Source organism: Spongiibacter taiwanensis (assembly GCF_023702635.1).
GTDB classification, from domain to species: Bacteria; Pseudomonadota; Gammaproteobacteria; order Pseudomonadales; family Spongiibacteraceae; genus Spongiibacter; species Spongiibacter taiwanensis.
Genome location: NZ_CP098455.1, coordinates 3676371 through 3701671, shown reverse-complemented (window position 1 = coordinate 3701671; position 25301 = coordinate 3676371). Strand labels below are relative to the sequence as shown.

Here is a 25301-nt window from a genome sequence, read left to right as displayed (position 1 = left end):
TATCCTCTCGGGCGCACGAGCTGCTCGCAACTAAGTATAGGTGACAGATTACGTATTTGACGGCTATTTGGCACAAGCAGAGGGCAAAAACAAGAATCGAACTGGAGAGATAAATCGCCGCCTCACGACAAAAGCGAGGCGGCGTGGGAAGCGCATTACCAGCGCAGAGTCACCTGAAGGGCAACGCTGCGGGGACGCTCAACAAAGGAGTAATGACCGATGCTACTAAAGCTGCTATTGGCCAATGGGGTGTCATTAGAATAGGAAACAACTTCCTCGTCAGTCAGGTTTTTACCCACCAAGGCCACTTCCCAACCCTGCTTCAGGTTAGCCAACGCCAATCGCATATTCACTTTCACATACCCGTCCTGCTCTTGACTGGGGTCCAGATTCTGAGACGAGTTGTAATCATCAGTGAATACGAAATCGGTCACCGCCCGGAACTCCATATTGCCAGACAGTGGCTGACGGAAGTCAAAAGCCAAGTTACCGGAATAATCGGCCACATACTGATTGGTCATGCCCTCGTAATCACAATAAGGCGTGCCGCCAGGGCCGATGGAGTCCGGTGTTTGGCCCTGATAGCACTGGCCGTTTTCAAAGTCGGTGAACTCGAAATCCAGGAATGCCAACGCAAAACTCATGGTCAACTGCTCAGTGACGGCAACACGACCATCCAGTTCGATACCTTTGGTCTCCGCGGCGCCGGCGTTGCCCACATTAAAGCCCAGGGTGCCGTCGTAAATGCTCACCTGCAAGTCGTCGTACTCGGTGTAAAACGCCGCCAAATTCAGCTCCAACCGGCCGTTAAAGAAGCTGCTCTTGGTGCCGACTTCGAAACTCTTGGCTTCTTCCTCACCGTATTCGAAGGAGCCCGCGATTGGCGCCAGGCCATCAGTCAGACTGGGAGAGGCGTTTGAGCGGGCGTCAAAGCCGCCAGACTTATAGCCCTTGGTGGCGGTGACATACCCCATAATGTCGTCAGTAAAGTCATATTGAAAATTCAGTGACGGCGCCAACTGATTTTCATTTTGCTCGCCTTCCAGATCATGCCGCTCAATTTTGAACAGCCCCGCCAAGACACCATCAACTCCCACCGGCGAAGGCGTAAAGGGCTTTTGTACGCCGTTCAGGTCGGCCACATCCAGGCTGCGACTGCCTTCCTTGTCTTCCCGGGAATAGCGCAGCCCAAGGGTGGTACGGAAGCGGTCGGTCGCATTCCAGGTGGTTTGCCAAAAAAAGGACCACAAGTCTGCATCAGAGTTGAAATAACGCGGGGTGGTGGTATTGGCAATGGCATCCCGTGCTGCCTGGGCCGCTGCGGCGCTACCGGTCTGGGCAAACACCCGCTGGCGCACCGCCTCGGGGATGATCGGGCTGTCGATCAGGATTGCATCATAAAAATCCAGCTCGCTTTTCTGGTGGTAGATACCGCCGATATGCTCAAACGTCCCGCCCGCCTCGGAGACCCAGCGCAGCTCCTGGCTGAACTGATCGTATTCCTCTTCAAACAGCACACTGAATACCGGTGCGCCTGTGAAATCGCAGTCACATAACTCATCGAACTCGTAGGTCAGAAAACCGGCGATAAAACTCAAGGTGCCACCGCCCACAGTGTAATCGACGTTCAACGTGAAGTTGCGGGTCCGGTTATCACTGTAATCGCCATTAGAGGTGCGCTTGTAATCCAGTTCGGTGTTGGTCACGGAAGGGTCGGCACCAAAGGCACCGGCCAGAATCTGGGAATAGTTTGCACCGCCAAAATTAGGATTGGTCGAGGGTTGATCATTGGTAATCTCGATCTGGCGACCATCGACATTGAATTTGCCCAGCTCAAATTTCAACATCGCATTGAGGTTGGGTGTTGCCGCCCAATCCAAAATCGCCCTGAATGTGCTTTCCTCCCGGGCTGGCTCGTCCCGGTTCAAGGTCAAGTTCTCGATATACCCATCAAACTCACGTTTGCGCAGGGCAACCCGTGCACCAAGGGTATCGGTCAGCGGCCCTGACAACACCGCATCCAACACTTTTTCGCCGTGGTCAGGCTCATACAACGCCGATACCATGCCCTCTTGCTCCTGCCCCGGTTTGGCGGACACCAGGCTCAGGGCGCCAGCAATACTGTTTTTGCCGTAGAGAATATTTTGCGGACCGCGCAGAACCTCCACCCGCGCCAGATCCAGGAAGGGCGCCCGGGTCAGTTGTGCCCGGCTGTAGGCGATGCCGTCAAAGTACATCCCTACCGACTGTTCAAAGCCGGGGTTGATCCCAGAGCCAATCCCTCGAATATAAATATTGGTGCCGATGCCGGTCTCCGACATGGACAGGTTGGGCACGTAGGCTTGCAGGTCCTCAATTTTATCAATGCCGATCTCCAGCATCTTTTCACCAGAAACCGCATTGACCGATACCGGCACATCTTGCAGGCTCTCCGCCCGAAAGGTTGCCGTGACCAAGACCTCTTCAAGTACCGGCTCTGCCATGGCCGCCGAAATAGCGGCTGCGAAGACGGCCGCAGAAAAAGTTGCAGGAAGGATGTTCAATGTTAGCAGACGCTCACGCATCATCAGATCTCCCGATTTCCATTATTGTTATCTGTATACGAACCAAAACAACTGATCGGATACCAACTGCAGTTTAGTTGGAAATCTCGACTTGTAAATCGAATATAGTCAGCTTTTGTGTAATTGCCATCGGCTGGAAAACAGGGAGACGAGTCAATCCGGCCGACCCAATCACAGCGGGCTAGAAAATGCCCATTGCCACCCCAGCCGCTAACGCGGCGCCGGTTTCTGCCGCTTCGGTAAGCGTGCTGTCGTCCGGCCGGCCTCGAAATATCCGGGTTTCGCAGGCAGGTATCCAGGGGATTCCCTTGGCAATACGGGCCGCCAGGACCTCAGCATTACGGCCGTCGTTGCCGGTGCAGATCAACATGCCAAATGGCAAATTGAGCTGGCGATCGATGGCGGGATAAAAGCAGCGGTCCATAAACTCCTTCATCCCGCCAGCCATTGAGCCGGAATATTCTGGAAACACCAACAGCAGCCCAGCAGCCCCCAGCAGATCACGCATCCCCGCCTCTGCGGCACGCAGCAAATGGATATTCATTGCGGGCTCGGCCTCACGCGCCCCGTGGTAGGCCGCCCGGGCAAGGGACTCGTTGCGACCCGACTGGCTGTGATAGACAATAAGCAAACTCTTCTTTTCCGACACCCTGGTAAACCTTTACTGCGCTCACACCGGACCAGCTTAGCGCCTATCCGCCCAGCGACAAAGTGCCGCCACCCATTGAATGACTACCCTCAAGGAGTTGCTATGAAGTATCTGCACACCATGGTAAGAGTCAGGGACCTTGAGGCGTCCCTTCACTTTTATTGCGATCTGCTCGGCCTGCGGGAGATCTCTCGCTACGACAGTGAGAAGGGTCGGTTCACCCTGATTTTTCTAGCCGCGCCCGAAGACGAGAACGCGGCCAAGCAAGACAAGCGTCCGACAATCGAACTCACCTATAACTGGGATGACGAGGAATACAGCGGCGGACGCAATTTCGGCCATCTTGCCTTTGCGGTAGACGATATTTATCAGAGCTGCCAAACGCTGATGGACGGCGGCGTGACCATCAACCGTCCGCCCCGGGATGGGCACATGGCCTTTATCCGCTCCCCCGACAATATCTCTATCGAACTGCTACAGAAAGGCGAGCCAAAACCCCCGGCAGAGCCCTGGCTGTCGATGGCCAATACCGGCCAGTGGTAACACGCATGGCCTACTAGAAAATGCCAAAGAACCAGCCGCCCCGGTCCAGATCCTTTTCGCAGATCGCCAACTGCCCCTGGTAGGTTTGCGACCGGGCGGTCACTTTACTGGCCACCCGCTGCAGCCAGGGCTTATTGGAAAAGGTTCGGCGTTTAAACCCACCGTGCCCCTCATGGTAGGCGAGATACAGACTGTAGGTGTCAGAGGGTGAGATGCCGTTCAATCGGTAGCTCACATTATTGTACCAACCGATAAAATCAATGGCGTCTTCAAAGTCATCCCGATCTGCGCCCCAGTTTCCGGATTTATCTTTATACCAACGCCAGGTGGCATCCTTGGCCTGGGGATATCCGTAGGCATCTGACACCCGGCCTGCGGGAATAAAACCCAGCCAGAATTTGCGCGGCGGTTTGGCATTGGCCACAAACCTGGATTCCTGATGCATGATGGACATCATGACCGGGATGGGCGAATTCCACTTTTTAGCGGCGGCTTTGGCATCTTTGTACCAGCCGCTTTTCTCACGGAAAATATCGCAGATATTGTCAGGGTTACGTGGCGGCGCCGTGGTACAGGCAGATACCGCCAACACCATCAACAGCAGCGTCAAACCGTTTCTCACAATTGTCCGCCCTGCTTCAGCACGGCGATCAAACCTTCCTCATCAATCACCTTCACACCCAGCTCTTCCGCTTTTTTCAGCTTGGAGCCTGCCGCAGCACCGGCAGCCACGCAATCAGTTTTTGCCGAAACGCTACCAGCCACCTTTGCCCCCAGGGCCTGCAGTTTTTCCTTGGCCTCACTGCGGGTCATACGATCCAGGTTACCGGTCAGCACCCAAGTCTGCCCGGCAAGGGGCTGGGCGCTCACATTCTGAGCAATTTCGGGCCAATGAACCCCGGCAGCCAGCAGTGCATCAATCACCTCCTGATTGTGCGCCACTGCAAAAAAGGCATGAATGTGGCTTGCCACAATGGGGCCCACATCGGTGACTGCCAGCAACGCTTCTTCGCTTGCCGATTTCAGCGCCGCCAAGGTGGTGAAATGCAGGGCGAGGTTTCGCGCTGTGGCCTCCCCCACTTCCCGAATTCCGAGGGCGAAGAGAAACCGTGGCAGCGTGGTTTGCTTGGACTTTTCCAGCGCCGCCACCAGATTTTCCGCTGATTTCTGGCCCATTCGCTCCAGCTCGGCTAACTGGCTCGCCTCGAGACGGAATAAATCAGCGACCGTCTCAATCAAACCGGCTTCTACCAGCTGATCAACCAGCTTGTCGCCCAGGCCGTCTATGTCCATGGCTTTGCGAGAGGCAAAATGCTTGATCCCCTCGCGGCGCTGGGCACCACAGATCAGGCCACCAGTGCAGCGCAGCACCGCCTCTCCCGGCGGTTTCTCAAGGGGGCTGTCACACACCGGACAGTTTTCCGGCACGAGAATTGGGCGGGCATCGGCGGGACGTTTGCCTTCCACTACCTGCACCACCTGGGGAATCACATCGCCGGCTCGGCGGATAATGATCTGATCGCCGATCATCACGCCAAGCCGCTGAATCTCGTCAAAATTGTGCAGCGTGGCGTTGCTCACCGTAACCCCGCCCACAAAGACCGGCTCCAGTTTCGCCACCGGGGTCACGGCGCCGGTGCGCCCTACCTGAAACTCCACATCCTTGAGCGTGGTCATTTCCTCCTGGGCGGGAAATTTATGCGCTATCGCCCAACGGGGCGCCCTGGAGACAAAGCCCAATGTTTGCTGCACTGCCAGCTCATCAACCTTGAATACAATCCCGTCAATATCGTAAGGCAAGCCGTCCCGCTGCTGGAGCAGATCGCGGTAGTAGGCTAAACAGCCATCGATATCGTCTACCACTTTCAATAAGGGACTCACCAAAAAGCCCCACTGGGCCAGCTTTTCCAGGGCCTCGCTGTGGCTGGCCACCAACTCCTGTTGATCGTCGCGCAGTGCAATGCTGTAACAGCACATCTCCAATGGGCGGCTGGCGGTGATGCGGCTATCAAGCTGCCGGAGACTGCCGGCGGCGGCATTACGCGGGTTAACAAAAAGCTTGTTGCCCGCCTCCCTCGCACTGGCGTTAATTTTTTCAAAGCCCGCCCGGGGCAAATAAATCTCGCCACGCACTTCCAGCTCATCCGGCCAGCCAGCACCGCGTAATTTCAGTGGCACCGACGCGACAGTGCGCACGTTCTCGGTAATGTCTTCACCCTGCTGCCCATCGCCGCGAGTTGCCCCCCGCACCAGGATGCCATCGACATACAACAGGCTGGCGGCGATACCGTCCAGCTTTGGCTCGCAGGCATAATGGAAGGACTGCTCATCAGCAAGACGACTGCGCACGCGGCGATCAAAGTCCCGCAGCTCATCTTCAGAGAAGGCATTGTCCAGCGACAGCATGGGAATTTCGTGACGGACGGTTTTGAAAGCCGACAGCGGTTCACCCCCCACGCGCTGGGTCGGTGAATCCGGCGAGCGCAGCTCGGGATGCTCCGCCTCAATCGCCTGTAATTCGCGAAACAGTCGATCGTATTCGGCGTCGGGCACCAGCGGCTGGTCAAGAACGTAATATTGATGACTGTAGAGATGCAGCTGATCGCGCAGCTCCGCTGCGCGCTGATCCGGCGAGGTTGAATTTGTCATGCTGGCAAGAAGCCGTCCTTACATCAGCGTGAGCTGGCGGCGTTCGAAATCGCGAATACGCTGGCGATAGTGCTCCAGTGTCTGCTTGGTCGCGACACTGTGGCTCTGGTCACGCAGCTCGCCACCGAGGTTGCTGACCAGACATTTCGCCGTTTCCACCATCGCGTCAAAGGCTTTCATGCTCTTCTCCGGTCCCGGTAAGTTCATAAAGAACACCAGGCCCGGCGTGGTAAATTCTTCAATGCCGTCCAGATCAAAGTCCCCTGGCTCAACCAAATTGGCGATACTGAACTGCACCGCGCCGGTGCCATCGGGCTTTTCATAGCGGTGGAAGATATTCATCTTGCCGTAGCGCACATCGCAAGCCAGCAGAATCTGCAGCATGTCCGCGCCGTTGTAGGGCGTATCCTTGGGCGCCACCACATTGAGCACCAGTAGTTCTGAATACTCGTCGCCACGACCTTCGCTGCTTTTACTTGTTGATGCGCTCTCCTGCTTGCTCCGGCGGCTGGCGGCAATCTCCGCCGGCGGCTCTACCGCCACTCGCTCCGCTCTGTCCGCACTCAGGCTGGGCTCCGGCACAACATGATCGGATTCATCACGCCCGAAGGGCACCTCGGGCTCGGCACTTTCCGGCGCGGCGTTGTCTGGGATCATGTGGTCCGAAAGCGACGCTTCAGGGGCGGCAACAGAATCACGCGATGAAACGGCGGCAATGGGCTCAAGGTCAGTTTCAGAGAAATCTGGGTCAACGTCCTCTGACGCATCCCAATGGGGCTCCACTGGCGCAGATCTGGCCGAGGGAGAGGCAAATTCATCGGCAGGATCGGTAAAAAGAATGTCGTCGTCATCGCCGAATTCGGGCTCCTGACGCGCTTCCCGAGACGATGGTGTTGGTGCTGACTTGGCGCTTTTCTTCGGTTGATCGGCGCCTGCACGCTTCACATGCAGACTGGGCGATTCTCTCACTGCCACCACCCGGGCACTGCCACCGGGCAATTCCGGATTGATCAATTCGTCATCGCCGTCTTCACGACCTTCCCGGCGCTTGCGCGACGACATCCGGATTGCTTCTTGACGATCACTGCGCATCCGCCGATAGCCATCCAGCAACACTGCGGCGGCCAGCAAACACCCAATGACGATTAACCAGTCTCTGACTGACAGATCCATTACAACGCCCTTACCCCGACCGAAACGGCCAATATGCTTATATTTGCTTTGGCAGTTGGATTAAACCTCTGCGGTATTGTTCCACGCAGATTGGCAAATATCCACCGCCCAACCGATGGGACCTTAATCGAGGCCGGTTACATCGCTGCCATCTCCGCCGCTTTCTCGAGGTCGACCGATACCAGTCGAGAGACACCCGGCTCGTGCATGGTGACCCCCATCAATTGATCCGCCATCTCCATCGCGATCTTGTTGTGGCTGATATAGATAAACTGCACCTCTGACGACATCTCTTTCACCATGCGCGAGTAGCGCCCCACGTTGGCGTCGTCCAGCGGCGCGTCGACCTCATCAAGCATGCAGAAGGGCGCGGGGTTCAGCCGGAAGATAGAGAACACCAGGGCGATTGCCGTCAGGGCTTTTTCGCCACCCGACAGCAAGTGAATGGTGCTGTTACGTTTGCCTGGCGGCCGCGCCATGATGGAAATGCCCGTATCGAGCAGATCGTCGCCGGTCATTTCCAGGTAGGCATTGCCACCACCAAAGACTTTGGGAAACAGGGATTGCAACCCGGCGTTGACCTTGTCGAAGGTTTCTTTGAAGCGGTTGCGGGTTTCCTTATCGATCCGTCTGATCGCCGACTCCAGCGTTTCCAACGCCTCTTCCAGATCCTGGTTTTGCGAGTCGAGGTAGTTTTTCCGCTCAGACTGCTGCTTGTACTCTTCAATGGCGGCCAGGTTGATCGGCCCCAGGCGGGTAATGCGCCGCCCCACGGCCTCCAACTCTTCCAGCCATTTCGCTTCGGAGGCATCTTCGGGCAGGCTTTCCTGAACCGCTTCCAGGTTAAATTGGGCCTCCTGCAACTGATCCTGCAGGGCTTTACCGCGCACCTGCAGACTCTGGCGCTCCAGGCGGGCCTGCTCCAGCTTGCCGCGCACTTCCTGCAGGCGCTGATCAATGCCGTGGCGGCGCTGCTCGTTTTCGCGCAACTGCTGATCCACCGTCTCCAGCGCGCGGCGAGCCTCTGCCAGCTCTTCTTCCACGCGGAGCCGCTTGTCCAGATTCGCTTCCAGATTCATGCGCAACTCATCCACCGGGCTATCGTTTTCTCCCAGTGAGGCTTCAATTTGCGCTTGGCGCTGGGCCAGCATCTCCAACTGGACCTCGGCGCGCTGAATATTCTGGGCCACGGCGTCGCGCTGGGTGCGCAGAGACTGGTGGCGCATCGCCAACTGGTGGGCGTGATCCTTACTTTGCCGGGCCTTTTGCCTCGCCCCATCCAACTGGGTGCGATTGCTGTCCCGCTCTTTCAGCAAGGCCTCGCGCTTGCCCGAATCCTGTTCCATCGCCTCGATCGCTTCTTGCAGCGTCATTCGCGACTCGGCCAGGGATTCCTGCTCCAATTGATACTGCTTGCGCTGCTCCTCAACGTCCGCATCGAGGCGCTGCCGCCGGGCGAGCAGTTGTTCGCTGCGAGCCTGTTGCGCACTGAGTTCTGCCCGCAGCTCACTCTGTTTGCGGCTGTGTTGCTGAATCTCGCGCTGGGCCTCTTCCCGCTCGGCCTCGAGGGACTTCAAGCGAGTGCGATTGTCTTCGAGTGAATCAACCAGCTGGTTGATGTCGCCGTCGAGTTGCTCCAACCGCGCTTGCAATTCCTGCAGCTCTTGCTGGCGGTGCAACACCCCACCCTGCTGGGCAACACCACGATTGACCCGCAGCCAATATCGTCCCAGCCACAGGCCCTCAGGGGTGATCACCGACTCATCATCCTTCAGCGCGTCGCGCATACCCAGCGCAGTGGGTAAATCCGCCGCTGTTTTGATCTTTTGCAGGGCCGCGGCAAAGGCGCCAGCGCCGCTGACTTTGTCGGCCAGGCTGCCGGGGGGCGCCACGCCATCGTCGCTGGCAACAATAAAACTCAGGTTACCCTGCTCCAGCTCTGGCAGTAACCCGGCCAGGCCGTCGAGGCTGTCAATACGCAGAGCCTGCAGCTGGTCACCCAGCACCGTTTCCACGGCTTGCTGCCACTGCTGATCAACCTGCAGCTGCTCCGCCAAGCTGCCCTTATCCGCCAGGCCATGTTTCTCCAACCAGGACTTGGCATGGCCATCATCCTGGCCGAGGGCCGCCTGCTGCAACGCTTCAAGGGAGGCAGCCCGGCCGCGGCCTTTCTGCAGTTCGCTGCGCAATTGATTGAGCTGATCTTCGCCGGTTTTAATCTGCTCCCGGCAGGTTTCTATGCTGGGCAACAGTTCGTCGAGACGGGCTTGCAACTCCTCTGCGGTCAGTTCCATCTCCGCGGTTTGCTGCTGCAACAGCTCGATATCATCGCCCTCGTCGTCGCCAACCAGGCTGCGGCGTTCCTGCTCCACTTTCTGAATGCGCTCCTGCAGGCGTTGCAGGCTCACCTCCAGATGCTGAATGCGGGACTGCTCAACCTCGGCCCGCTGACGGGGCTGGGCTGCGCTGTTGTTGAATTCATCCCACCGCTGCTGCCAGGACTGCATCGCTTCCTCGGCAATCACCAGCGCCTCAGCCGCGCTTTCTTCCTCGGCTTCGATCATTTCCAACTCGGGCGCGATCATCTCGAGCTCTTCTTCCCAGCGCAGGGCATTTTCCCGGTCGCTTTCCAGGTGGTCGCGGGTTTCAACCTGACTGGTTTCCAGTTGGGCAAGATCTTCGCTCAACTGGCGGCGGCGCTCCTGTTGATGCTGGATGGTCTGCTCGGCCTTGGCAATCTCGGTGCCGATGGCGTAGTAGCGCCCCTGCACCTCGTTAAACTTGTCGTTCAGCTGGCTGTGCTGGTCCCGGGCTTGCTCGATGGCATTGTCGACGGCGACCTGCTCCGTCACCACCGCCTCACGGTCCAACTCCAGCCGACTAATTTGCTGGTCTTTTTCCTGACCCTGGGCGTCAAGTACCTGCCATTGCAGCACTTGCAACTGGGCCTTGAGCAAACGCTCTTCTTTCTTGAACTCGGTGTATTTTTCAGCTGCCGCGGCCTGACGCTGCAAGTGCTGAAGTTGGCGCTCCAGCTCATCGCGCAGGTCGGTGAGGCGCTCCAGGTTTTCCTGGGTGCGACGCATCCGGTTCTCGGTTTCCCGGCGGCGCTCTTTGTATTTGGAGATACCCGCCGCCTCCTCGACAAAGACCCGCAGCTCCTCCGGCTTGGATTCGATCAAGCGCGAGATCATGCCCTGTTCGATGATGGCGTAACTGCGCGGCCCCAAACCGGTGCCGAGGAAAATATCGGTAATATCCCGGCGCCGACACTTGGTGCCATTGAGATAATATTCAGAGAGGCCTTCCCGGGTGACTTTGCGACGCACGGCAATTTCGTTGTAGCGGGCGTACTCGCCGCCCAACTTGCCGGCACTGTTGTCGAACACCAGTTCAATAGAGGCCTGACCGACCGGCTTGCGGTTGACCGAGCCGTTAAAAATAACGTCCGTCATCGACTCGCCGCGCAGATTTTTGGCAGAGCTTTCACCCATTACCCAGCGAACGGCGTCAATGATATTGGACTTGCCACAGCCATTGGGGCCGACCACAGCCGACAGGTTGGTGGGAAAATGAGCGGTTGTTGGGTCGACGAAAGATTTAAATCCCGCCAGTTTGATGCTTTTCAGGCGCATAGAATGCTTGGAAGTCCGTTTTGAGGCCGACAGCCGTGATTTTTAGCAAAGCGAGATTATAGCCTGCCAGCCACACAGTAAAAGGAGAATTTGCTGAGCGTGGAAAAGCCCGCGGCGACCACTCAGGTCAGGGCTCACCGACCCGGTGGTCTATTTGCAGGGCAATGGCGTCGCGCTCCCCCGCAGTGACATTTGCAGAGGGCGCCGCCAGATCACCCGGCTGGCGGATAGCCGTGCCGTTGCGGCTGATATGGGCCGAGATCAATAGCTCAGCAAAATCAGCCAACGTCTTGCCCTGGCGAATCACATCGGCATCTGTGAGCACGACCCTGGAGGGGAAGCTGCCCTCGCCCACCCTTTGCCGCAGCGCCGCCACCGGCATGGGATTGCCATCGGCGCTTTTTGCCACCACAAACAGCACGCCATTCGGTGGAGGAGCAAGCTCGGCGGCAAGGGTAATGTCGACGGTCAAGCCGGTAAGTGTGCCCGCACTAATGGCGCGCTCCTTTGCGGTTGCCAAACCCTGCTGGATTACCGCCTGCTCCGAACTGCCGGGGGCCAGGCCAGGCAACAGACGCTGCCAGTAATTGATCGCCTGGGTGTAATCGCCGGCGGCAAAGGCATCAATACCAAGTACACCCAACGCAGTGGTTTGGGCCGGATCGATACTCAGGGATTGACGCAGCAAGGCACGCATTTCATCGTCGAGCTGGCGATTGTTGGCCAGATACCGGGCCTGGGCAAGCTGGGCCATCAGGTCAGCATCGTTGGGAAACAGTGCGAGCAGGCGCTGGTAATAAGGCGCCGCACCGGCGAAATCCCCCGCCTGACGTCGCAGGCTGGCCATCATGGCCAGATGATCGGGACTGTCGCCCCGCTTTTCCAGCCCCCGCAATACCTGGGCCTCAAACTCCGTCAGCATGGCCGGAGTGAGCTGCTGGGCCGCAACGATTTCACGCTGCATCGCCTTGAGCTGCAGGTCTTCCCGATACCCAAGCAAGTGGTAGAGGCCAATCGCCACCGCCGGAATCAGCACCAACAGCGCAAAGAATTGCCCTCGCCCCGACGCACCGGGCTTAAAATCCGGCTCCTGTTCCGTCTCGCTGACCAGTTGGCGCTTGAGCTCCCGCTCAAGATCATCGAACTGGGTCTGATCAATTAGCCCACTGGCCAGATCGGCCGCGAGTTCCTTGCGCCGCTGCCGGAAAAAACCCTGTTGGGCATGCAGATGCCGGCTTCCCTCGGAGGCCAGTCGGCTGCGGCTGAACGCCAGCAGCACAATCAGCAGCGCCAGAAAAATCAGCACCGCCAGACCGAGATAGAGACTCATCGTGACCTCAGTCACCCTTGCGCCCCCCCGTGGTCAGAATCAGACTCTTCCATCAGCGCTGCCAAGCGTGCTTGCTCCGCCGGTGTCAGATCAGTTTCTTTAGCGACGGGCGCATTCCGCCGGGCCGACAAACGCCACCAGACCACCCCGCCAATCAGCACCAGTACAAAAGGGCCATACCAAAGCACCGCAGTAGCCGCGTTCACCCGCGGCCGATACAGCACAAACTCACCATAGCGCTGCACCATGTACTGGGTAATTTCGGTATCGCTCTTGCCCGCCATAATCATGCGATGGACTTCGCGGCGCAGGTCCTGGGCGATGGCGGCGTCAGAGCCAGACAAATTTTGGTTCTGGCATTTTGGGCAACGCAGCTCTTCAATGAAGTGCTGGTAGCGCTGGCGCTGCAGGTCGTTATCAAAGGAATAGGTTTCGATCACCGCCAGGCTGGTGCAGGCCCACACTGCCAACAGCGTGGCCGCAAGGGCTCGCGCTAGTCGTTGATACTTTGGGAACCCCGCCATTATTGACCCGCTTCCAAATCGGCAATGATCGGGCCAAATTCCCGCTGCCAAATTTTGGCATCCAGGGCGCCCTGATAGCGAAAACGAATGACACCTTGGGCATCCACCACGTAAGTTTCCGGCGCGCCGGTCACTCCCAGGTCCAGCCCCAGCGTCCCGTCGGGGTCAAACAGCGTCGCCAGGTAGGGATTGCCCTTCTCCTCAAGCCATTCCCGGGCTTCGGGCGCACTGTCTTTGTAATCCACTGAATAAATGCGCACCCCTTGTTGGGCAAGCTCCACCAAAAACGGATGCTCAAAGTGGCAAGAGGGACACCAGGTTGCCCACACATTCAGCAAAAACCAGCTGCCCAGCAGATCGTCCCGCTGCAGGACCTCACCCGAATTCAGCTCTGTCAGAGAAAACGCGGGCAGCGGCTTGCCCACCAGTGCCGATGGCAGTGCGGTGGGGCTGTAGTCGCCCGTTTTCGCGTCACGCTGAACCCCAAAAAAGACGGCGGCGAGAATGACAAAAATAATCAGCGGTAAAAAAAGCTTAAGCCGTTCCATAATCCTGTCCATCATTTGCCCGTTGCTTGCCTGGCGCGGGGCGATAGCGGCGGTCGAGAATGGCCAGCAAACCACCCAGCGCCATCAACACACCCCCGCCCCAAATCCAGCGCACGAAGGGTTTGATATGAATTCGTACCGCCCAGGCATCTTTGCCCACGGGCTCGCCCATCGCCACGTACACATCCCGCCAAATACCGGGATCAATCGCGGCCTCGGTCATCACCTGCTGCCCCCGAGCGTGATAACGACGTTTTTCGGGGCGCAGATCCGCTAGCTCGCGACCATCCTGAAACAGGGTGAAATGCCCCTGCTGACCGACATAGTTGGGGCCCTCGACTGAATCGAGGCTGTTAAAGCGAAGCTGGTAACCAAAGGCGGTTTCCACCTGCTCACCCACGCTCATGCGCAGGTCCCGTTCGTCGTGAAAGCTGGTGGTCATGCCCACCCCCAAAATACTGCAGGCCAGACCAATGTGGGCCAGCAACATGCCGTAGTAAGAGGGGGTCAGCCGCTTCAAACCCCTCGCTAAGGAGCTGGCGTGGCGCAGTTTGATGCGCAAATTAACCGCGCTGCTAGCCACAATCCAGGCGGCAAGCAGGGCGCCCAGGGTCGCGCCCACGTGAAAGCTGCCGCCAAGCCAGGCGGGCAAAATCAGCGCCAACAGGCCACTGGCAATAAAGGCGCCCAGCATGACCATCCACCAGTCCTGCCAGCGGGTGCGCTTCCACTGAGAGGATGGCCCCAGGCCCAGGGCCAGGCCAAGCAGGCAGGTTAGCGGGACAAAGATCGCGTTGAAATACGGCGGTCCCACCGAATATTTGCCCAGACCGGCAAAATCCATCACTAGCGGGAATAATGTGCCGAGCAACACCGTCAGGGTGGCCACCACCAGCAACAGGTTGTTCACCAGCAGCAGGGCTTCCCGCGACAGTTTGGTATAGGCCACCCCACTGCTCGCCGATGGCGCTTTGAAGGCATACAAGGTGAGCGAACCACCCACCACAATGCACAAAAACCCGAGAATAAACATGCCCCGAGTGGGGTCGGCAGCAAAAGCATGAACCGAGGTCAGCACCCCTGAACGTACCAGGAAGGTCCCCAGCAAACTCAAGGAGAAGGCAAAAATGGCCAATAGCAGCGTCCAGCTTTTAAACACTCCCCGCTTTTCCGTTGCCGCCAGGGAGTGGATCAGCGCGGTGCCCACTAACCAGGGCATAAACGAGGCATTCTCTACCGGGTCCCAGAACCACCAGCCGCCCCAGCCCAGTTCGTAGTAGGCCCACCAGCTACCGAGAGTGATGCCCACCGTCAGAAACACCCAGGCGACATTGGTCCAGGGCCGTGACCAGCGCGCCCAGCTGGCATCCATACGCCCGCTGAGCAAGGCAGCAATGGCAAAGGCAAAGGCCACCGAGAAACCCACATAGCCCACGTACAACATGGGCGGATGAATCACCATGCCAGGGTCTTGCAACAGCGGATTGAGGTCCTGCCCTTCAGCGGGTGTGTTGATGAGATGCCGGGCAAAGGGGTTGGAGGTGAACAGGGCAAAGCCGAAGAAACCGACGGCGATCATCCCCATCACCGATAGCACCCGGGCCAAAATGTCCAAAGGCAACTGGCGCGAGAAAATTGCCACCGCGACCGTCCACAGGGTGAGAATTTCCAGCCACAGCAGCAGCGAGCCCTCGTGCCCGCCCCACAGCGCACTGAATTTATAGGCGACAGGCAGTAGCGTGTTGGACTGGGCGGCGACAATATCGACCGAGAAATCATCACCGAGAAAGGCAATCAACAGGCACACGGTCGCAAGGCTGGTGAACAAAAACTGACCAAAGGCAAGGTAGCGCCCCGCCGCCATAGCGCGAACATCGCCGCGGACCACACCCAACATCGGCAATACCGCCAACGCCAGCGCAAAGCACAGGCCCAGAATCAGCGAAAAATGACCAAACTCAACAATCACGAGCCAGCCGACTCCTCAAGCTTGCGTGCTTCAGATTGCTTCAGCGCATCACTAACTTCCGGCGGCATGTAGTTCTCATCGTGCTTGGCCAGTACCTGGGTGGCCTGGAATACACCGTCACTGCCCAAGGTGCCCGACACCACCACCCCTTCGCCCTCGGCGAACAGGTCCGGCAAAATGCCTTCATACTCAACCTGCACTGACGCGCTGTAATCGGTCACCGCAAAACGCACTTTAAGACTGTCTTCACTGCGCACCACGCTGCCCTGCTCCACCATACCACCGGCGCGAATCTGCCGATCCAGCGGCGCCTTGCCCGCCACGATTTCTGCAGGGGGGTAGAACAGATTGATATTTTCCCGCAAGGCGTAGCCCAAAAAGCCCGCGGCCACCGAAACCGCCACCAGGATAAACAGCACAATCAGCAAGCGTTGTTTACGTACCGGATGCATTAGCCCGCCCTCCCCTGATTGATCTGCTCGTGAGCCGTCTGGCTTTGCGTAGATTGGCTGCGGCTTGCGCGCTCCCGGCGCACTATGGCCTGAATCCGCCGCTCCACCGCCCGGCGACGCTGCCCGGCGCCAAACACCAGCGCCCCCAGCACCAACAGCGAAACGCCGTAACTGAACCACACATAGGGGCCGTGACCATCCATCGCCAACAGCGCTGAGAAGCTGTCAAAAAACACTATGACTTTCCCTCTACCAGATCTTTCACCCAGCGCGTATTTCGCTCGCGCTCAAGGATTTCAGCCCGGGTGTAACTGAGTACAATCCACCCTAAAAACAGATACATTCCTGCCAGCGTTGCCATCAGTGGACGAAGCATGGAGGGGTGAATCGTCGACTCACCGACAAATTTGATGCTGGCCGGTTGATGAAGGCTGTACCACCACTCTACGGACCAGTAGATGATGGGGATGTTGACCGCGCCGACAATCGCGAGCACCGCGCAGGCCTTGGCGGCCGCATCGCGATTATCAAAGGCCTGGTGCAGGGCGATCACCCCCAGGTAAAGAAAAAACAGAATCAGCACAGAGGTGATTCTGGCATCCCACACCCACCAGGTTCCCCAGGTGGGCTTACCCCACACGGCCCCCGTTAACAGGGCAAGAAAGGTCAGTGCTGCGCCCACCGGGGCAATGCACTTCATCACCATGGCGGCTAACTTCATCCGCCAGATCAGATGCACGGCGCCGGCGGTAGCCATCGTCATGTACGCGCCCATCGCCACCGCGGCAGCGGGCACGTGAATATAAATAATACGGAAGCTGTTGCCCTGCTTGAAATCGGCCGGCACAAAAGCAAGGCCCCACACGAAACCGCCACAGAGCAGTATCACAGCGGGTACCGCAAGCCAGGGAATCAACCTTCCGCTAAGCTGATAAAACCAGCGCGGCGATCCCCATTTATGAAACCAAGCCCAAGAAGCCAAACTTGAAATCTCTCCAAAACCACGTTCGGTAATGCCCCACTGTGCTGCCAGCCGCCGGCAATCGGCGCCATAATGGGGCAAATATTTTTACCTGACACCAATATTTATTGATCCATACTGATGCGCAGCGCCGCCGAAATGGCAATCGGTGCCAATGCCAGCGCCGCCAGCAGAAAGGCCGCCAATATGGCCAGCTGAGGACCGAAGGGCAAGCCCTGAGCCCCCGCCTGCACGGCGCTGCTGCCAAAAATCAGCACCGGAATATACAGCGGCAGCGTGATCAATGACAGCAATAAGCCCCCTTTTCTGAGCCCGACCGTCAGCGCTGCCGCAATGGCGCCGATGAAGCTCAAGGCCCCTGATCCCAGCAGCAGGCTCACCGTCATCACCCCGATACCGCCGCTGGGCATTTGCAGGATCAGTGCCAGCAGCGGTGACAGCAAACTGAGCGGCAGGCCAGTCATCAGCCAGTGCGCCAGCACCTTGGCGATCACCTGGGGGTACAGGGGCATCGGGCTCAGCAGCATTTGCTCGAGGCTGGCGTCGTCAAAATCGCCGCGGAACAGATGGTCGGTGGCCAATAATGAAGCCAACAGGGCCACCACCCAGACGATGCCCGGCGCCAGCACACCCAGCAACGTTGGATCGGGGCCGATACCCAGGGGAAACAGGGAGCACACCATCAAAAAGAAAATCAGTGGATTGCTCCACTCGCTGCCCCTGCGCAAGGCGGCGGTCAGGTCCCGCCGCAGCACCGCCCGGGCCACCCCCAGCAAACTAGGCGAGTTGGCCATAGCCACCCCCCAGCTCCACCAGACGGTGGGGACAGTCGATATTGAGCCGATGATGGGTGGTTAACAGCACCGCGCCGCCCTGTCGGCAAAAGTCGGCCAGCCAGGATTCCATTTCAGCAACGCCGCGCTGATCAATTGCGGTGAACGGCTCGTCAAGAATCCACAATGCGGCGGGCTGACAAAACAACCGCGCCAGCGCCGCGCGCCGCTGCTGACCCGCAGACAAAGTTTGACAGGGCTGCTGTTCAAAGCCCGCCAGCCCAGATTTGTGCAAGGCAGCAAACAAGTCAGCCTCGGCCACCTCAATACCGCGAAGGGCGCAGGACCAGCGCAAATTATCCAGCGGGCTGAGCACCGCTTTGTTTCCCAGGCTGTGCCCCAGATACAGGCTCTCGCTGCGAAAGCCGGTTAGAGCCCGGGCCATCGGCTGGCCGCGCCAGATCAGCTCGCCCTCATACCGGGTGGACAGGCCGGCCAGAATGCGCAGCAAAGTGGTTTTGCCACTGCCGTTAGGGCCAGACACCTGCAGCAGCTCGCCGCCCTGCAGAGCAAAGGATAACTCGCTGAACAGGAGACGATCGTCCCGTTCACTGCTTAATTGTTGGATTTCCAGAAGGGGGTCAGCCAACCGCGCGCTCACTTGTGCCAAAAAACATGCAAAAAAACCGCGCCAAGTATACCCGATTCAACACCGGGCCACCCCGCAGACGAATGATGGAAAAGGAGGTTACTGTCGAAAACGCTGCCGACTGCGAGCGGTCCAGCCTTCAATGTCGGTGGCCAGCAAATCCAGAAAGGCCAGCGCCCGCCGCTTTTCGTCCCGGCTGCCGCTGTCTTGCAGGGTCAACAACAGATCTCGCACCCAGTTCAGCTCGCGACTGAAATAGCTTAACTCTTCAAACAGACGAGCTGACCCCAAAACCTCATCATCGCCATCGTGAAAGCCCAGCTTCAACTCCTCGCTAAAGTCGGGCAGCGTCTGCAGATTGGCATCATCGGCGACGAGGTGACGACGGTCTTGCGACGGGGCCGGAGCTACCGCTGCCAAGCCCTCATCGGCCGCCGTTGCCATCACTGGCGAAGATGGGGCGCTCCCGGCAGGCTGCTTGCGGGTCGAGGCTTGCGCGAGACGTTGGCGCAGTGCATCGGGCATCTCCGGCAACGTTTCTCCACCTCCTGCTGCAGCGAGCATCGCCGCCAATTCACTGGCGACCGCTTCGATCAGTGCCAGCAACCCGGGGGTCAGCGAGCTGCGACGCCCGCGCAGCTGCTGAATCAAATCGGCGCCGGCGAGGGAGAGCTCCGCCACACCCGCCAACTCAAGCACGCGGCTACCGCCATACAGGGTGTGAAAACCGCGGTGCAGTTCGTCCAGCAGACCCACGCTGTCAAAACCCTCGCGCAACTCACCGAGCTGGGCGGTCATGCGGCTCAGAATCTCACTGGCTTCCGCCAGAAAAATACTCAGCAAGCTATCCTCGCCGCCAAGTTCTTGCATACTGAATTTGCCTCCTCACTGCCTGAGCAGCGACAACAGACTGACATTGACCGAACGACTCACTCACACTACTTACTCAACCGACGCACCCACAGCGCAAACCTGCTGCGGCGCCTGGGGCCAAGCCTACGCCACTAGGGTACAGCCCCCGGAGACATATCATCACCCGCCCGGACCAGACCAGCGTCTATGAAATTGCTGCCACCGCGCAAGGATTTAATAACGCAAGAAGCTGGCCAGAATCTCAGTCAATTTCGCTTCGAGCATGGCGGCGGAAAAGGGGCGCAGCAAAAAGCCATTCACCTGGGCCTGAACCAGTTCAATCACTTGCTGGCGCCGGGCTTCAGCCGCCACCGCCAACACGGGTGTCTCACGAAGTTTGCTATCGGCCCGAACCGCCCGCAACAGCTCCAGGCCCGACATACCCGGCAGATGCAGCTCAACAATCATCAAATCCACGGATTCGTTGTGCAGGCTTGTGAGTGCAGACACCCCGTCGGTGGCATCAATCACATGCCGACAGCCAATATCATAGAGTAAGGCGCGCAACATCCGCCGGGCGCCATCTGCATGATCCACCACCAGAATGCGCAGGTCTTTGCGCCGCCGGGGGGCCGCCGGGGAGCTACCTTCGCCTCCATCCTCATCGCTAACGTCGCGAAAAGGGTCCGGCCCTGTCTCACCCCCGCCAATCACAATCAGCCCCGCCCGGCGGAAATGCCTGAGGGGTCAAGCAGCTGCTCAACAAAGAACTCCAGGTGTCCCTGGGACCGCCGTGGCAATGGCCAGGTCTGAACCTGCGCAGCCAGCCGCCGAATGGCCCGTGCAGCAGGGCTGCTCGGCGCTTCGAGCACCAGGGGCCGCTGCTGGCGCACGGCATCACGCAGCGCCTCATCGAAAGGGACGCAACCCGCATCGAGCAAACTGACCTCGAGAAAGCGATCACACACCTGCTGCAGTTTCTCAAACAGCGCTCTGCCCTCTTCTTCACTGCGCACCATGTTCGCCAAAATTCGCAGGCGCTGCTTACCGTAGTCCCGGCTTAACACCTTAATCATGGCGTAGGCATCGGTAATCGACGAGGGCTCATCGCACACGACCAGCAGTACCTCCTGGGCCGCCGCAACAAAGCTCACGACCGAATCACCGATGCCCGCCGCGGTATCCACCAGCAAGACGTCGATTTGAGAGGCGACATCGCTGAAGGCCCGGATCAGCCCGGCATGGTGGAAATTGTCCAGGCGGGTCAATCGCCGGGTGCCCGAGGATGCGGGAATCACTTTCATGCCCGCAGGCCCGGCCAGCATGATGTCGTTGAGACTGCATTGGCCATCAATGACCTGCTCGATATTGCGCTGCGCTTTCAAGCCCAGCAGCACATCAACATTGGCCAGGCCAAAATCCGCATCGAGCAGCGCCACTCGCTTACCGGCCTCCGCCAGCGCGCAACCCAGGTTGATGGCCACATTGGTTTTACCCACGCCACCTTTGCCGCCACTGATCGCGATCACCTGTACCGGCTTACTCACTATGCTCCCCCCTCGGCGGAAATATACGGGCCCAGCGTAAGCCCAGCGGATGCTCCCCGACTTTGCGGGCACCGGCCATCGCCATCACCCGTTTGACCAAGCGCTGATCAACGTCCTTTACATCCAGCAACACCACATGCCGCCCGGCGGCAATATTGGGCAAAAACCCGACAATTGCAGGATGATCCAACGTCAGACCGCGCATTCCACCCAGCCAGCCCGCAAAACTGCTCACACAGATCGGCAGGCTCCAGCAGGCCGTTGCCCGCAGCGGACCTCGGGGAGGATCGAACAGCCCGATCAGGATCAATGCCATCCCAGCGCCCAGCAGCAATCCCCAAAAAGCCCAACGGGCAGCAACCGCCATTACCGGATGGCGCTGGCCGAAGGGGCACAGCGGCAGCCCCAGGCGCTGCACGGCAGCGACTTGCTCGGTGAGTACCGACCAGCGCCACCTGTGCAGATAGTGCTGGCTCAGCAAACTTCTGGCCTCAGTTAAAATGGCCAGATCAGCGCATTCAAAGATTAAACGTTGGGTCGCCACGTCTGTCCCACTCGGCAGAGCTTTATCGTTTTAGCGACTGCAGGCGCTCGGCCGCACTCACCACTTCGGTCAGACGAATGGCCAGGCGGTCGTCGACCACCACCACCTCCCCGCGGGCAATCAAGGTCCCGTTGACCCGCACATCCAAGGGCTCACCAGCCATCCGCTCCAGCTCGACCACGCCACCCTGGTGCAACTGCAGCAGGTCGCGAATGGCGATATCAGTCCCGCCGACTTCCAGGGTAAGGCGCACCGGGATATCCAGCACCCGCTCGAGGTCGGGTTCAACGTGAACCCGATTGCCCAGACGCTGGTCTTCACCACCCAGCTCCCCCTTCAGCGCTTCCCGCTGGCGGCGAAGTTCATTATTCTGCTCATCCATTTATCACCGTCTCCCCGGCTGCAATAGCGACTCGCCCAGCTTCAGTGCCAGGCGCTGATCCACAATGCCCAACTGCCCCCGAAACACCGGCACCCCCGCCGCTTTCAACAGGCTACTGTCCCGCCCCCCCAGCTTAATCACATCGCCGACCTGTAACTGGGCCAGGGCGCGCAGGCTAATTTCTTTTTCGGCCAGTAACACGCTGGTGGCCACTGGCGTATCGAGCACCGCCGAAGACAGGGCTTGGCGCCACTGGGGGTCAGCGGATGTCGCCCGGTCCAGTAAATCAGGCCGCTGCAGTTTGTCGCGAATGGGGTCGAGGGTTGCGGCCGGCACCACCAGGTGGAACTCGCCCCCGGTGCCTTCACTGTCTACGGCAAAGCGATTCACCAGCACGCCATCGGAGCTGCCGGCAATTACCGCCATCACCGGGTTCACTTCCCTGCCGATCAACTGACAATCCAGTGCTAACACGGGTGACCAGGCGTTGTTTAAATCTTCAATGAGCAGGTTGGAAAACCGCTCGATCAGGCGGTTCTCCGCCACACTAAAATCCCGCCCCTCGCCACCGCCGCTGCGCCCGCTACCTCCAAACAGGCGATCCACCAGGCGAAACACCAAGCGGGCATCGGCCATGATCATTGCCCCGCCACCCAAGCCGTTTAAGCGCACGATGGTGAGACTACTGGGAATAAAAAGACTGTGTTGATACGCCCCAAAACTGGTGTACTGGACGGTTTGAGGCACCACCTCCGTGGCCTGGCCCAGCAAACGCGACAGGCTGGCACGAAACTGCTCGGCAAAACGTTGATTCAGTCGCTCCAGGCCTGGCAGGGATTCCCGTCGTAAATGGCGGCGGCTGGCCAGATCAAAGGTGCGCGCGCCACCGCTCTGGGCAACCTGATTAAACTCACCGCGATCCGCGCTTCGCAGCAGCGCGTCAATCTCGTCTTGAGACAAAATATCATCGGCGCTCATTGATATTCCCGCTGGCCTGAAACGCTGGCGCGCCATTGCGTCAGCGCCTGCTCAAACTCAAACAATCCCTGCCGTGACAGCGTCAAGGCCAGACTCGCCTGATCGAATTGGCCCCCTCGGGCGCAATTTTCCAGCTCATAAAAGTGCTCTGACAGTTTCACCGCACCGACGCTGGCCGCAGCGCCTTTCATGGTATGCGCACCCTTGCGCAGCGTCTCGGCATCCTGCTCGGCCAGGGCCGTTTGCAAGGCCGCAAATTGCTGCTCAGTACTGTGTAAGAAGGCATCCAGCAGCTGACTGAGCTCCTCCTCCATCACCTCCCACAATTCGTCCAGCAGCCCGGTATCTAAAATTGCGTGGTCCATTGCCGCAACATCCTTTCGTCCAGAATTCCTCGATACTCGCGTCCAGCTTATCGCAGGCCTTGTCTGGGCAACAGTCATCACCGTTATGCCGCTGCCAATTTGCGCATGTCGATGACAATTTCGCCGATATCAGCCATCTTCCGGGCCACCCCAACGATCTCCGTGCGCGCCTCCTCCACGGCTCGGCGCCCCGGTGCGGGCGAGGTGCTCAGTAACTTTGCCAGGCGTTTGGCAGGGGCGCGGGCCAGCGCCGCCATCATGCGATTGCGGTCCGCCAGCGGCAGATCCCAGGCTGCAATCGCCAGCAAGTCCACCGCCAGCGGGCTCAGCACCTTGGCCAACTCGGCGGTGGGTAATTGCAGCAAATCGGCAAAACCAAACATCATGGCCTCCACCCGCGCTGCCCGCTGGGGGTCCTGTTGGGCCATCGCGCCCAGCAGGTCGCTTTCGTCCTGGGCAGACAGTGATTTCAACAGATCCGCTGCAACACGCTCGCCCTGCAGGCGCTGCTTCACCTCGACCCCGGTCTGACTCAGATGCCCTGCCAGCACCGCATCCAGTTCTTCCAATGCAAAAGAGGAGATACTTTCCAAGCGGGCCAGCCGCTCCAACAGTTGACGACGCTGCTCCTCTGGCAATGACAGCAATACCTGACCGCCCTGCTCGGGGCTGAGACATGCCAGCATGACCGCCTGCAGCTGGGGGTGCTCCTGGCGCAGAATATCCGCAACGCTGTGGGCATCGAGCCAGCGCAGTTTGGCGATCTGGCTGTCGGCGCTGACGGCGGCAACCCGCTCGCCGAGCAAGCGCCCCCGTTCACGGCCGAGGGCCTCGTCCAGCATGCCGCGCAGATGCTCATGGCTGAATGACCGAACCGACGACGCCTGCCCGACATCCATCAAGAACTGATGGAGAACGCCGTGAATCGTGTCCTGCCCGCAATCTTGCAGATTCAACATCGCCGCGCTGAGCCGCTGCACGCTCTCCGGCGGCAACTCCCGCATCACTGCAACCGCCTCCTCACGATCTAACGACATCAACACCATCGCAGCCTGCTCGGTACGGCTCAGGGGGGTAACAGCATCCCGATTGTTAGCGTTCATCTTGTTCCATCCACTGACTCAATACGTTGGCAATGCGGCGCGGTTCCTCCCGGGAGATACGCCGCAACTCACCCAGGGATTGGGTCGCAGACACCCCATTTGGCAACGCGCCCCGCTGCCGGACTCGCCCGATCACCACCGCGACCAATGCCACCAGCACAACGGCCAACAGTAAGGTCAGCAATACCGGCAGCCAGGGAAGCAAGTGCCCCACCACCAGGCTCAGGCCCACACCCAGTCGGGCTGGCCACTGGCGGATGGCATCGGCAGACATGGCGGCCACACTCCCAGTGGTGTCGGCATCTGCGCTGCCGGGCGGCCCGCTGAAGGGATGGGCGATCACCCGCAGAGCGCCAGCCTGCTCCGGCCCCAGGCCGAGGGCCGGCAGCAAAATCTGCCGCAGCAGCAATTCAAACTGGCCATCAATTGCGGGACGATTTACCAGCAAAATAACCTGCAGCGGCGAGCTCTGCTGGGGCTGAGCGTCACCCTCACGCCCCGTGCTGCCATCCCCCGGCAACGCCGCCTCTGCGGCGGAGGCCTCGGCAGGTTGCTGCTGGCTCGCCAGCGCGCCGCCAAGCAGTGGGCCATCATGAACGGCAATACGAAATTCATCGGCGGCGAAGAAAGGTGACAACAGGTGCGCCAATTTGGCTGCCAGTGCTTGCTCGCGTCGGCTGCGCGGGTCCCAATCGCCATCCAGCGAACGGTCACTGCCCAAGGGCTGGACAAGCGGACCAGAAACGGCCTCGGCAAACCTCGTTGAGGACGGGCCACCGGCCTTCACCGACGACTCTGCGCTGAGCGACAGGCCCAGTAACAGCAGTGCGGACAGCAGCACGCCCAATACCAGCAATGCCAGTATTGCGCCGCCCGTCTGTTGCGAAACCTGTCTGCTCATGACGCTGGTAATCTCCCACCTGCCCCGGCCCCTCGCCGAGACTCCCCTTTGAATCGCTACCGCCCCTCCTAAGCGACGCCACAGAGATGCGGGTCGCAAAGGGTAAAGCACCCGAAATGTCGTTTTTTTGACGCTTACGAGATCAAAACACGCAAAAGTGTCGATAAATTGACTACTTTAGGATTTATA

Annotated in this window: 25 protein-coding genes; 1 reads left to right on the top strand and 24 read right to left on the bottom strand. The window is 59.1% G+C overall.

Translation table 11 applies throughout. The annotated features are described in order from the left end of the window. Positions 1-155: 155 nt before the first annotated feature. Positions 156-2567: a TonB-dependent receptor gene (locus tag NCG89_RS16795; protein WP_251087715.1), complete on the bottom strand. Its 2412-nt coding sequence runs from the start codon at positions 2565-2567 to the stop codon at positions 156-158. A gap of 178 nt (positions 2568-2745) precedes the next feature. Then, the gene (locus NCG89_RS16790) at positions 2746-3195 is read right to left on the bottom strand and encodes an NAD(P)H-dependent oxidoreductase (RefSeq protein ID WP_251087714.1); all 450 of its coding nucleotides are present in this window, start codon (positions 3193-3195) and stop codon (positions 2746-2748) included. Between the two features lie 120 nt (positions 3196-3315). Here NCG89_RS16790 and gloA point away from each other — a divergent pair, with 120 nt between their 5' ends. After that, entirely contained in the window at positions 3316-3756 is a 441-nt protein-coding gene (gene gloA, locus NCG89_RS16785) for a lactoylglutathione lyase (RefSeq protein ID WP_251087713.1), read from the top strand. Positions 3757-3769: 13 nt separating this feature from the next. Here the strand turns inward: gloA and NCG89_RS16780 are convergent, their stop codons facing one another. From NCG89_RS16780 to NCG89_RS16675, 22 genes are all read right to left on the bottom strand, one after another. After that, positions 3770-4351 carry a transglycosylase SLT domain-containing protein gene (locus NCG89_RS16780; RefSeq protein ID WP_251089390.1) on the bottom strand — a complete coding sequence of 194 codons (582 nt, stop codon included), beginning with the start codon at positions 4349-4351 and terminating at the stop codon, positions 3770-3772. Positions 4352-4374: 23 nt separating this feature from the next. Next, on the bottom strand, positions 4375-6405 hold the full coding sequence (gene ligA, locus NCG89_RS16775; protein ID WP_251087712.1) for an NAD-dependent DNA ligase LigA: 2031 nt from the start codon (positions 6403-6405) through the stop codon (positions 4375-4377). An 18-nt stretch (positions 6406-6423) separates the two neighbouring features. After that, positions 6424-7578 carry a cell division protein ZipA gene (gene zipA / locus NCG89_RS16770; protein ID WP_251087711.1) on the bottom strand — a complete coding sequence of 385 codons (1155 nt, stop codon included), beginning with the start codon at positions 7576-7578 and terminating at the stop codon, positions 6424-6426. A gap of 137 nt (positions 7579-7715) precedes the next feature. Then, positions 7716-11213: a chromosome segregation protein SMC gene (gene smc / locus NCG89_RS16765; protein WP_251087710.1), complete on the bottom strand. Its 3498-nt coding sequence runs from the start codon at positions 11211-11213 to the stop codon at positions 7716-7718. A gap of 127 nt (positions 11214-11340) precedes the next feature. Next, positions 11341-12543, bottom strand: a complete 1203-nt coding sequence (gene ccmI / locus NCG89_RS16760; protein WP_251087709.1) for a c-type cytochrome biogenesis protein CcmI — start codon at positions 12541-12543, stop codon at positions 11341-11343. Between the two features lie 11 nt (positions 12544-12554). After that, a complete protein-coding gene (locus tag NCG89_RS16755; RefSeq protein ID WP_251087708.1) occupies positions 12555-13067 on the bottom strand; it encodes a cytochrome c-type biogenesis protein in 513 nt (170 codons plus the stop codon). Beyond that, positions 13067-13615 carry a DsbE family thiol:disulfide interchange protein gene (locus tag NCG89_RS16750; protein WP_251087707.1) on the bottom strand — a complete coding sequence of 183 codons (549 nt, stop codon included), beginning with the start codon at positions 13613-13615 and terminating at the stop codon, positions 13067-13069. Before NCG89_RS16750 ends, NCG89_RS16755 begins: the two co-directional genes overlap by 1 nt. Further along, positions 13602-15584 (bottom strand): heme lyase CcmF/NrfE family subunit, encoded by a 1983-nt coding sequence (locus tag NCG89_RS16745; RefSeq protein ID WP_251087706.1) that lies wholly within the window; start codon positions 15582-15584, stop codon positions 13602-13604. Before NCG89_RS16745 ends, NCG89_RS16750 begins: the two co-directional genes overlap by 14 nt. Beyond that, positions 15581-16036: a cytochrome c maturation protein CcmE gene (gene ccmE, locus NCG89_RS16740; RefSeq protein ID WP_251087705.1), complete on the bottom strand. Its 456-nt coding sequence runs from the start codon at positions 16034-16036 to the stop codon at positions 15581-15583. Before ccmE ends, NCG89_RS16745 begins: the two co-directional genes overlap by 4 nt. Next, entirely contained in the window at positions 16036-16272 is a 237-nt protein-coding gene (gene ccmD, locus NCG89_RS16735) for a heme exporter protein CcmD (protein WP_251087704.1), read from the bottom strand. Before ccmD ends, ccmE begins: the two co-directional genes overlap by 1 nt. After that, positions 16272-17018, bottom strand: a complete 747-nt coding sequence (locus NCG89_RS16730; RefSeq protein WP_251087703.1) for a heme ABC transporter permease — start codon at positions 17016-17018, stop codon at positions 16272-16274. Before NCG89_RS16730 ends, ccmD begins: the two co-directional genes overlap by 1 nt. A 104-nt stretch (positions 17019-17122) precedes the next feature. Beyond that, on the bottom strand, positions 17123-17812 hold the full coding sequence (gene ccmB / locus NCG89_RS16725) for a heme exporter protein CcmB (protein ID WP_251087702.1): 690 nt from the start codon (positions 17810-17812) through the stop codon (positions 17123-17125). Continuing rightward, the gene (gene ccmA, locus NCG89_RS16720; protein WP_251087701.1) at positions 17796-18440 is read right to left on the bottom strand and encodes a cytochrome c biogenesis heme-transporting ATPase CcmA; all 645 of its coding nucleotides are present in this window, start codon (positions 18438-18440) and stop codon (positions 17796-17798) included. The genes ccmB and ccmA overlap by 17 nt, the downstream gene beginning before the upstream one ends. A 99-nt stretch (positions 18441-18539) precedes the next feature. Next, positions 18540-19310 (bottom strand): Hpt domain-containing protein, encoded by a 771-nt coding sequence (locus NCG89_RS16715; protein ID WP_251087700.1) that lies wholly within the window; start codon positions 19308-19310, stop codon positions 18540-18542. A 216-nt stretch (positions 19311-19526) separates the two neighbouring features. After that, positions 19527-20006 carry a response regulator gene (locus NCG89_RS16710; RefSeq protein ID WP_251087699.1) on the bottom strand — a complete coding sequence of 160 codons (480 nt, stop codon included), beginning with the start codon at positions 20004-20006 and terminating at the stop codon, positions 19527-19529. Positions 20007-20008: 2 nt separating this feature from the next. Continuing rightward, positions 20009-20842 (bottom strand): MinD/ParA family protein, encoded by an 834-nt coding sequence (locus NCG89_RS16705; RefSeq protein WP_251089389.1) that lies wholly within the window; start codon positions 20840-20842, stop codon positions 20009-20011. Continuing rightward, positions 20832-21383: a hypothetical protein gene (locus tag NCG89_RS16700; protein WP_251087698.1), complete on the bottom strand. Its 552-nt coding sequence runs from the start codon at positions 21381-21383 to the stop codon at positions 20832-20834. The genes NCG89_RS16705 and NCG89_RS16700 overlap by 11 nt, the downstream gene beginning before the upstream one ends. Positions 21384-21405: 22 nt before the next feature. Beyond that, entirely contained in the window at positions 21406-21765 is a 360-nt protein-coding gene (gene fliN, locus NCG89_RS16695) for a flagellar motor switch protein FliN (RefSeq protein ID WP_251087697.1), read from the bottom strand. 3 nt (positions 21766-21768) lie between these two features. Beyond that, on the bottom strand, positions 21769-22743 hold the full coding sequence (gene fliM / locus NCG89_RS16690) for a flagellar motor switch protein FliM (RefSeq protein WP_251087696.1): 975 nt from the start codon (positions 22741-22743) through the stop codon (positions 21769-21771). Continuing rightward, positions 22740-23108, bottom strand: a complete 369-nt coding sequence (locus NCG89_RS16685; protein ID WP_251087695.1) for an Hpt domain-containing protein — start codon at positions 23106-23108, stop codon at positions 22740-22742. Before NCG89_RS16685 ends, fliM begins: the two co-directional genes overlap by 4 nt. An 83-nt stretch (positions 23109-23191) precedes the next feature. Then, positions 23192-24211 carry a flagellar motor switch protein FliG gene (locus NCG89_RS16680; protein ID WP_251087694.1) on the bottom strand — a complete coding sequence of 340 codons (1020 nt, stop codon included), beginning with the start codon at positions 24209-24211 and terminating at the stop codon, positions 23192-23194. Beyond that, positions 24201-25112 carry a hypothetical protein gene (locus tag NCG89_RS16675; protein WP_251087693.1) on the bottom strand — a complete coding sequence of 304 codons (912 nt, stop codon included), beginning with the start codon at positions 25110-25112 and terminating at the stop codon, positions 24201-24203. Before NCG89_RS16675 ends, NCG89_RS16680 begins: the two co-directional genes overlap by 11 nt. Positions 25113-25301 lie beyond the last annotated feature (189 nt).

Excerpts from the sequence above, each read along its gene's own strand:
- NCG89_RS16795 (WP_251087715.1), bottom strand. The coding sequence starts at position 2,567 with ATGATGCGTGAGCGTCTGCTAACATTGAACATCCTTCCTGCAACTTTT.
- gloA (WP_251087713.1), top strand. The coding sequence starts at position 3,316 with ATGAAGTATCTGCACACCATGGTAAGAGTCAGGGACCTTGAGGCGTCC.
- NCG89_RS16780 (WP_251089390.1), bottom strand. The coding sequence starts at position 4,351 with ATGGTGTTGGCGGTATCTGCCTGTACCACGGCGCCGCCACGTAACCCT.
- ligA (WP_251087712.1), bottom strand. The coding sequence starts at position 6,405 with ATGACAAATTCAACCTCGCCGGATCAGCGCGCAGCGGAGCTGCGCGAT.
- zipA (WP_251087711.1), bottom strand. The coding sequence starts at position 7,578 with ATGGATCTGTCAGTCAGAGACTGGTTAATCGTCATTGGGTGTTTGCTG.
- smc (WP_251087710.1), bottom strand. The coding sequence starts at position 11,213 with ATGCGCCTGAAAAGCATCAAACTGGCGGGATTTAAATCTTTCGTCGAC.
- ccmI (WP_251087709.1), bottom strand. The coding sequence starts at position 12,543 with ATGAGTCTCTATCTCGGTCTGGCGGTGCTGATTTTTCTGGCGCTGCTG.
- NCG89_RS16755 (WP_251087708.1), bottom strand. The coding sequence starts at position 13,067 with ATGGCGGGGTTCCCAAAGTATCAACGACTAGCGCGAGCCCTTGCGGCC.
- NCG89_RS16750 (WP_251087707.1), bottom strand. The coding sequence starts at position 13,615 with ATGGAACGGCTTAAGCTTTTTTTACCGCTGATTATTTTTGTCATTCTC.
- ccmE (WP_251087705.1), bottom strand. The coding sequence starts at position 16,036 with ATGCATCCGGTACGTAAACAACGCTTGCTGATTGTGCTGTTTATCCTG.
- ccmB (WP_251087702.1), bottom strand. The coding sequence starts at position 17,812 with ATGGCCAACTCGCCTAGTTTGCTGGGGGTGGCCCGGGCGGTGCTGCGG.
- NCG89_RS16715 (WP_251087700.1), bottom strand. The coding sequence starts at position 19,310 with ATGCAAGAACTTGGCGGCGAGGATAGCTTGCTGAGTATTTTTCTGGCG.
- fliN (WP_251087697.1), bottom strand. The coding sequence starts at position 21,765 with ATGGATGAGCAGAATAATGAACTTCGCCGCCAGCGGGAAGCGCTGAAG.
- fliM (WP_251087696.1), bottom strand. The coding sequence starts at position 22,743 with ATGAGCGCCGATGATATTTTGTCTCAAGACGAGATTGACGCGCTGCTG.
- NCG89_RS16685 (WP_251087695.1), bottom strand. The coding sequence starts at position 23,108 with ATGGACCACGCAATTTTAGATACCGGGCTGCTGGACGAATTGTGGGAG.
- NCG89_RS16680 (WP_251087694.1), bottom strand. The coding sequence starts at position 24,211 with ATGAACGCTAACAATCGGGATGCTGTTACCCCCCTGAGCCGTACCGAG.
- NCG89_RS16675 (WP_251087693.1), bottom strand. The coding sequence starts at position 25,112 with ATGAGCAGACAGGTTTCGCAACAGACGGGCGGCGCAATACTGGCATTG.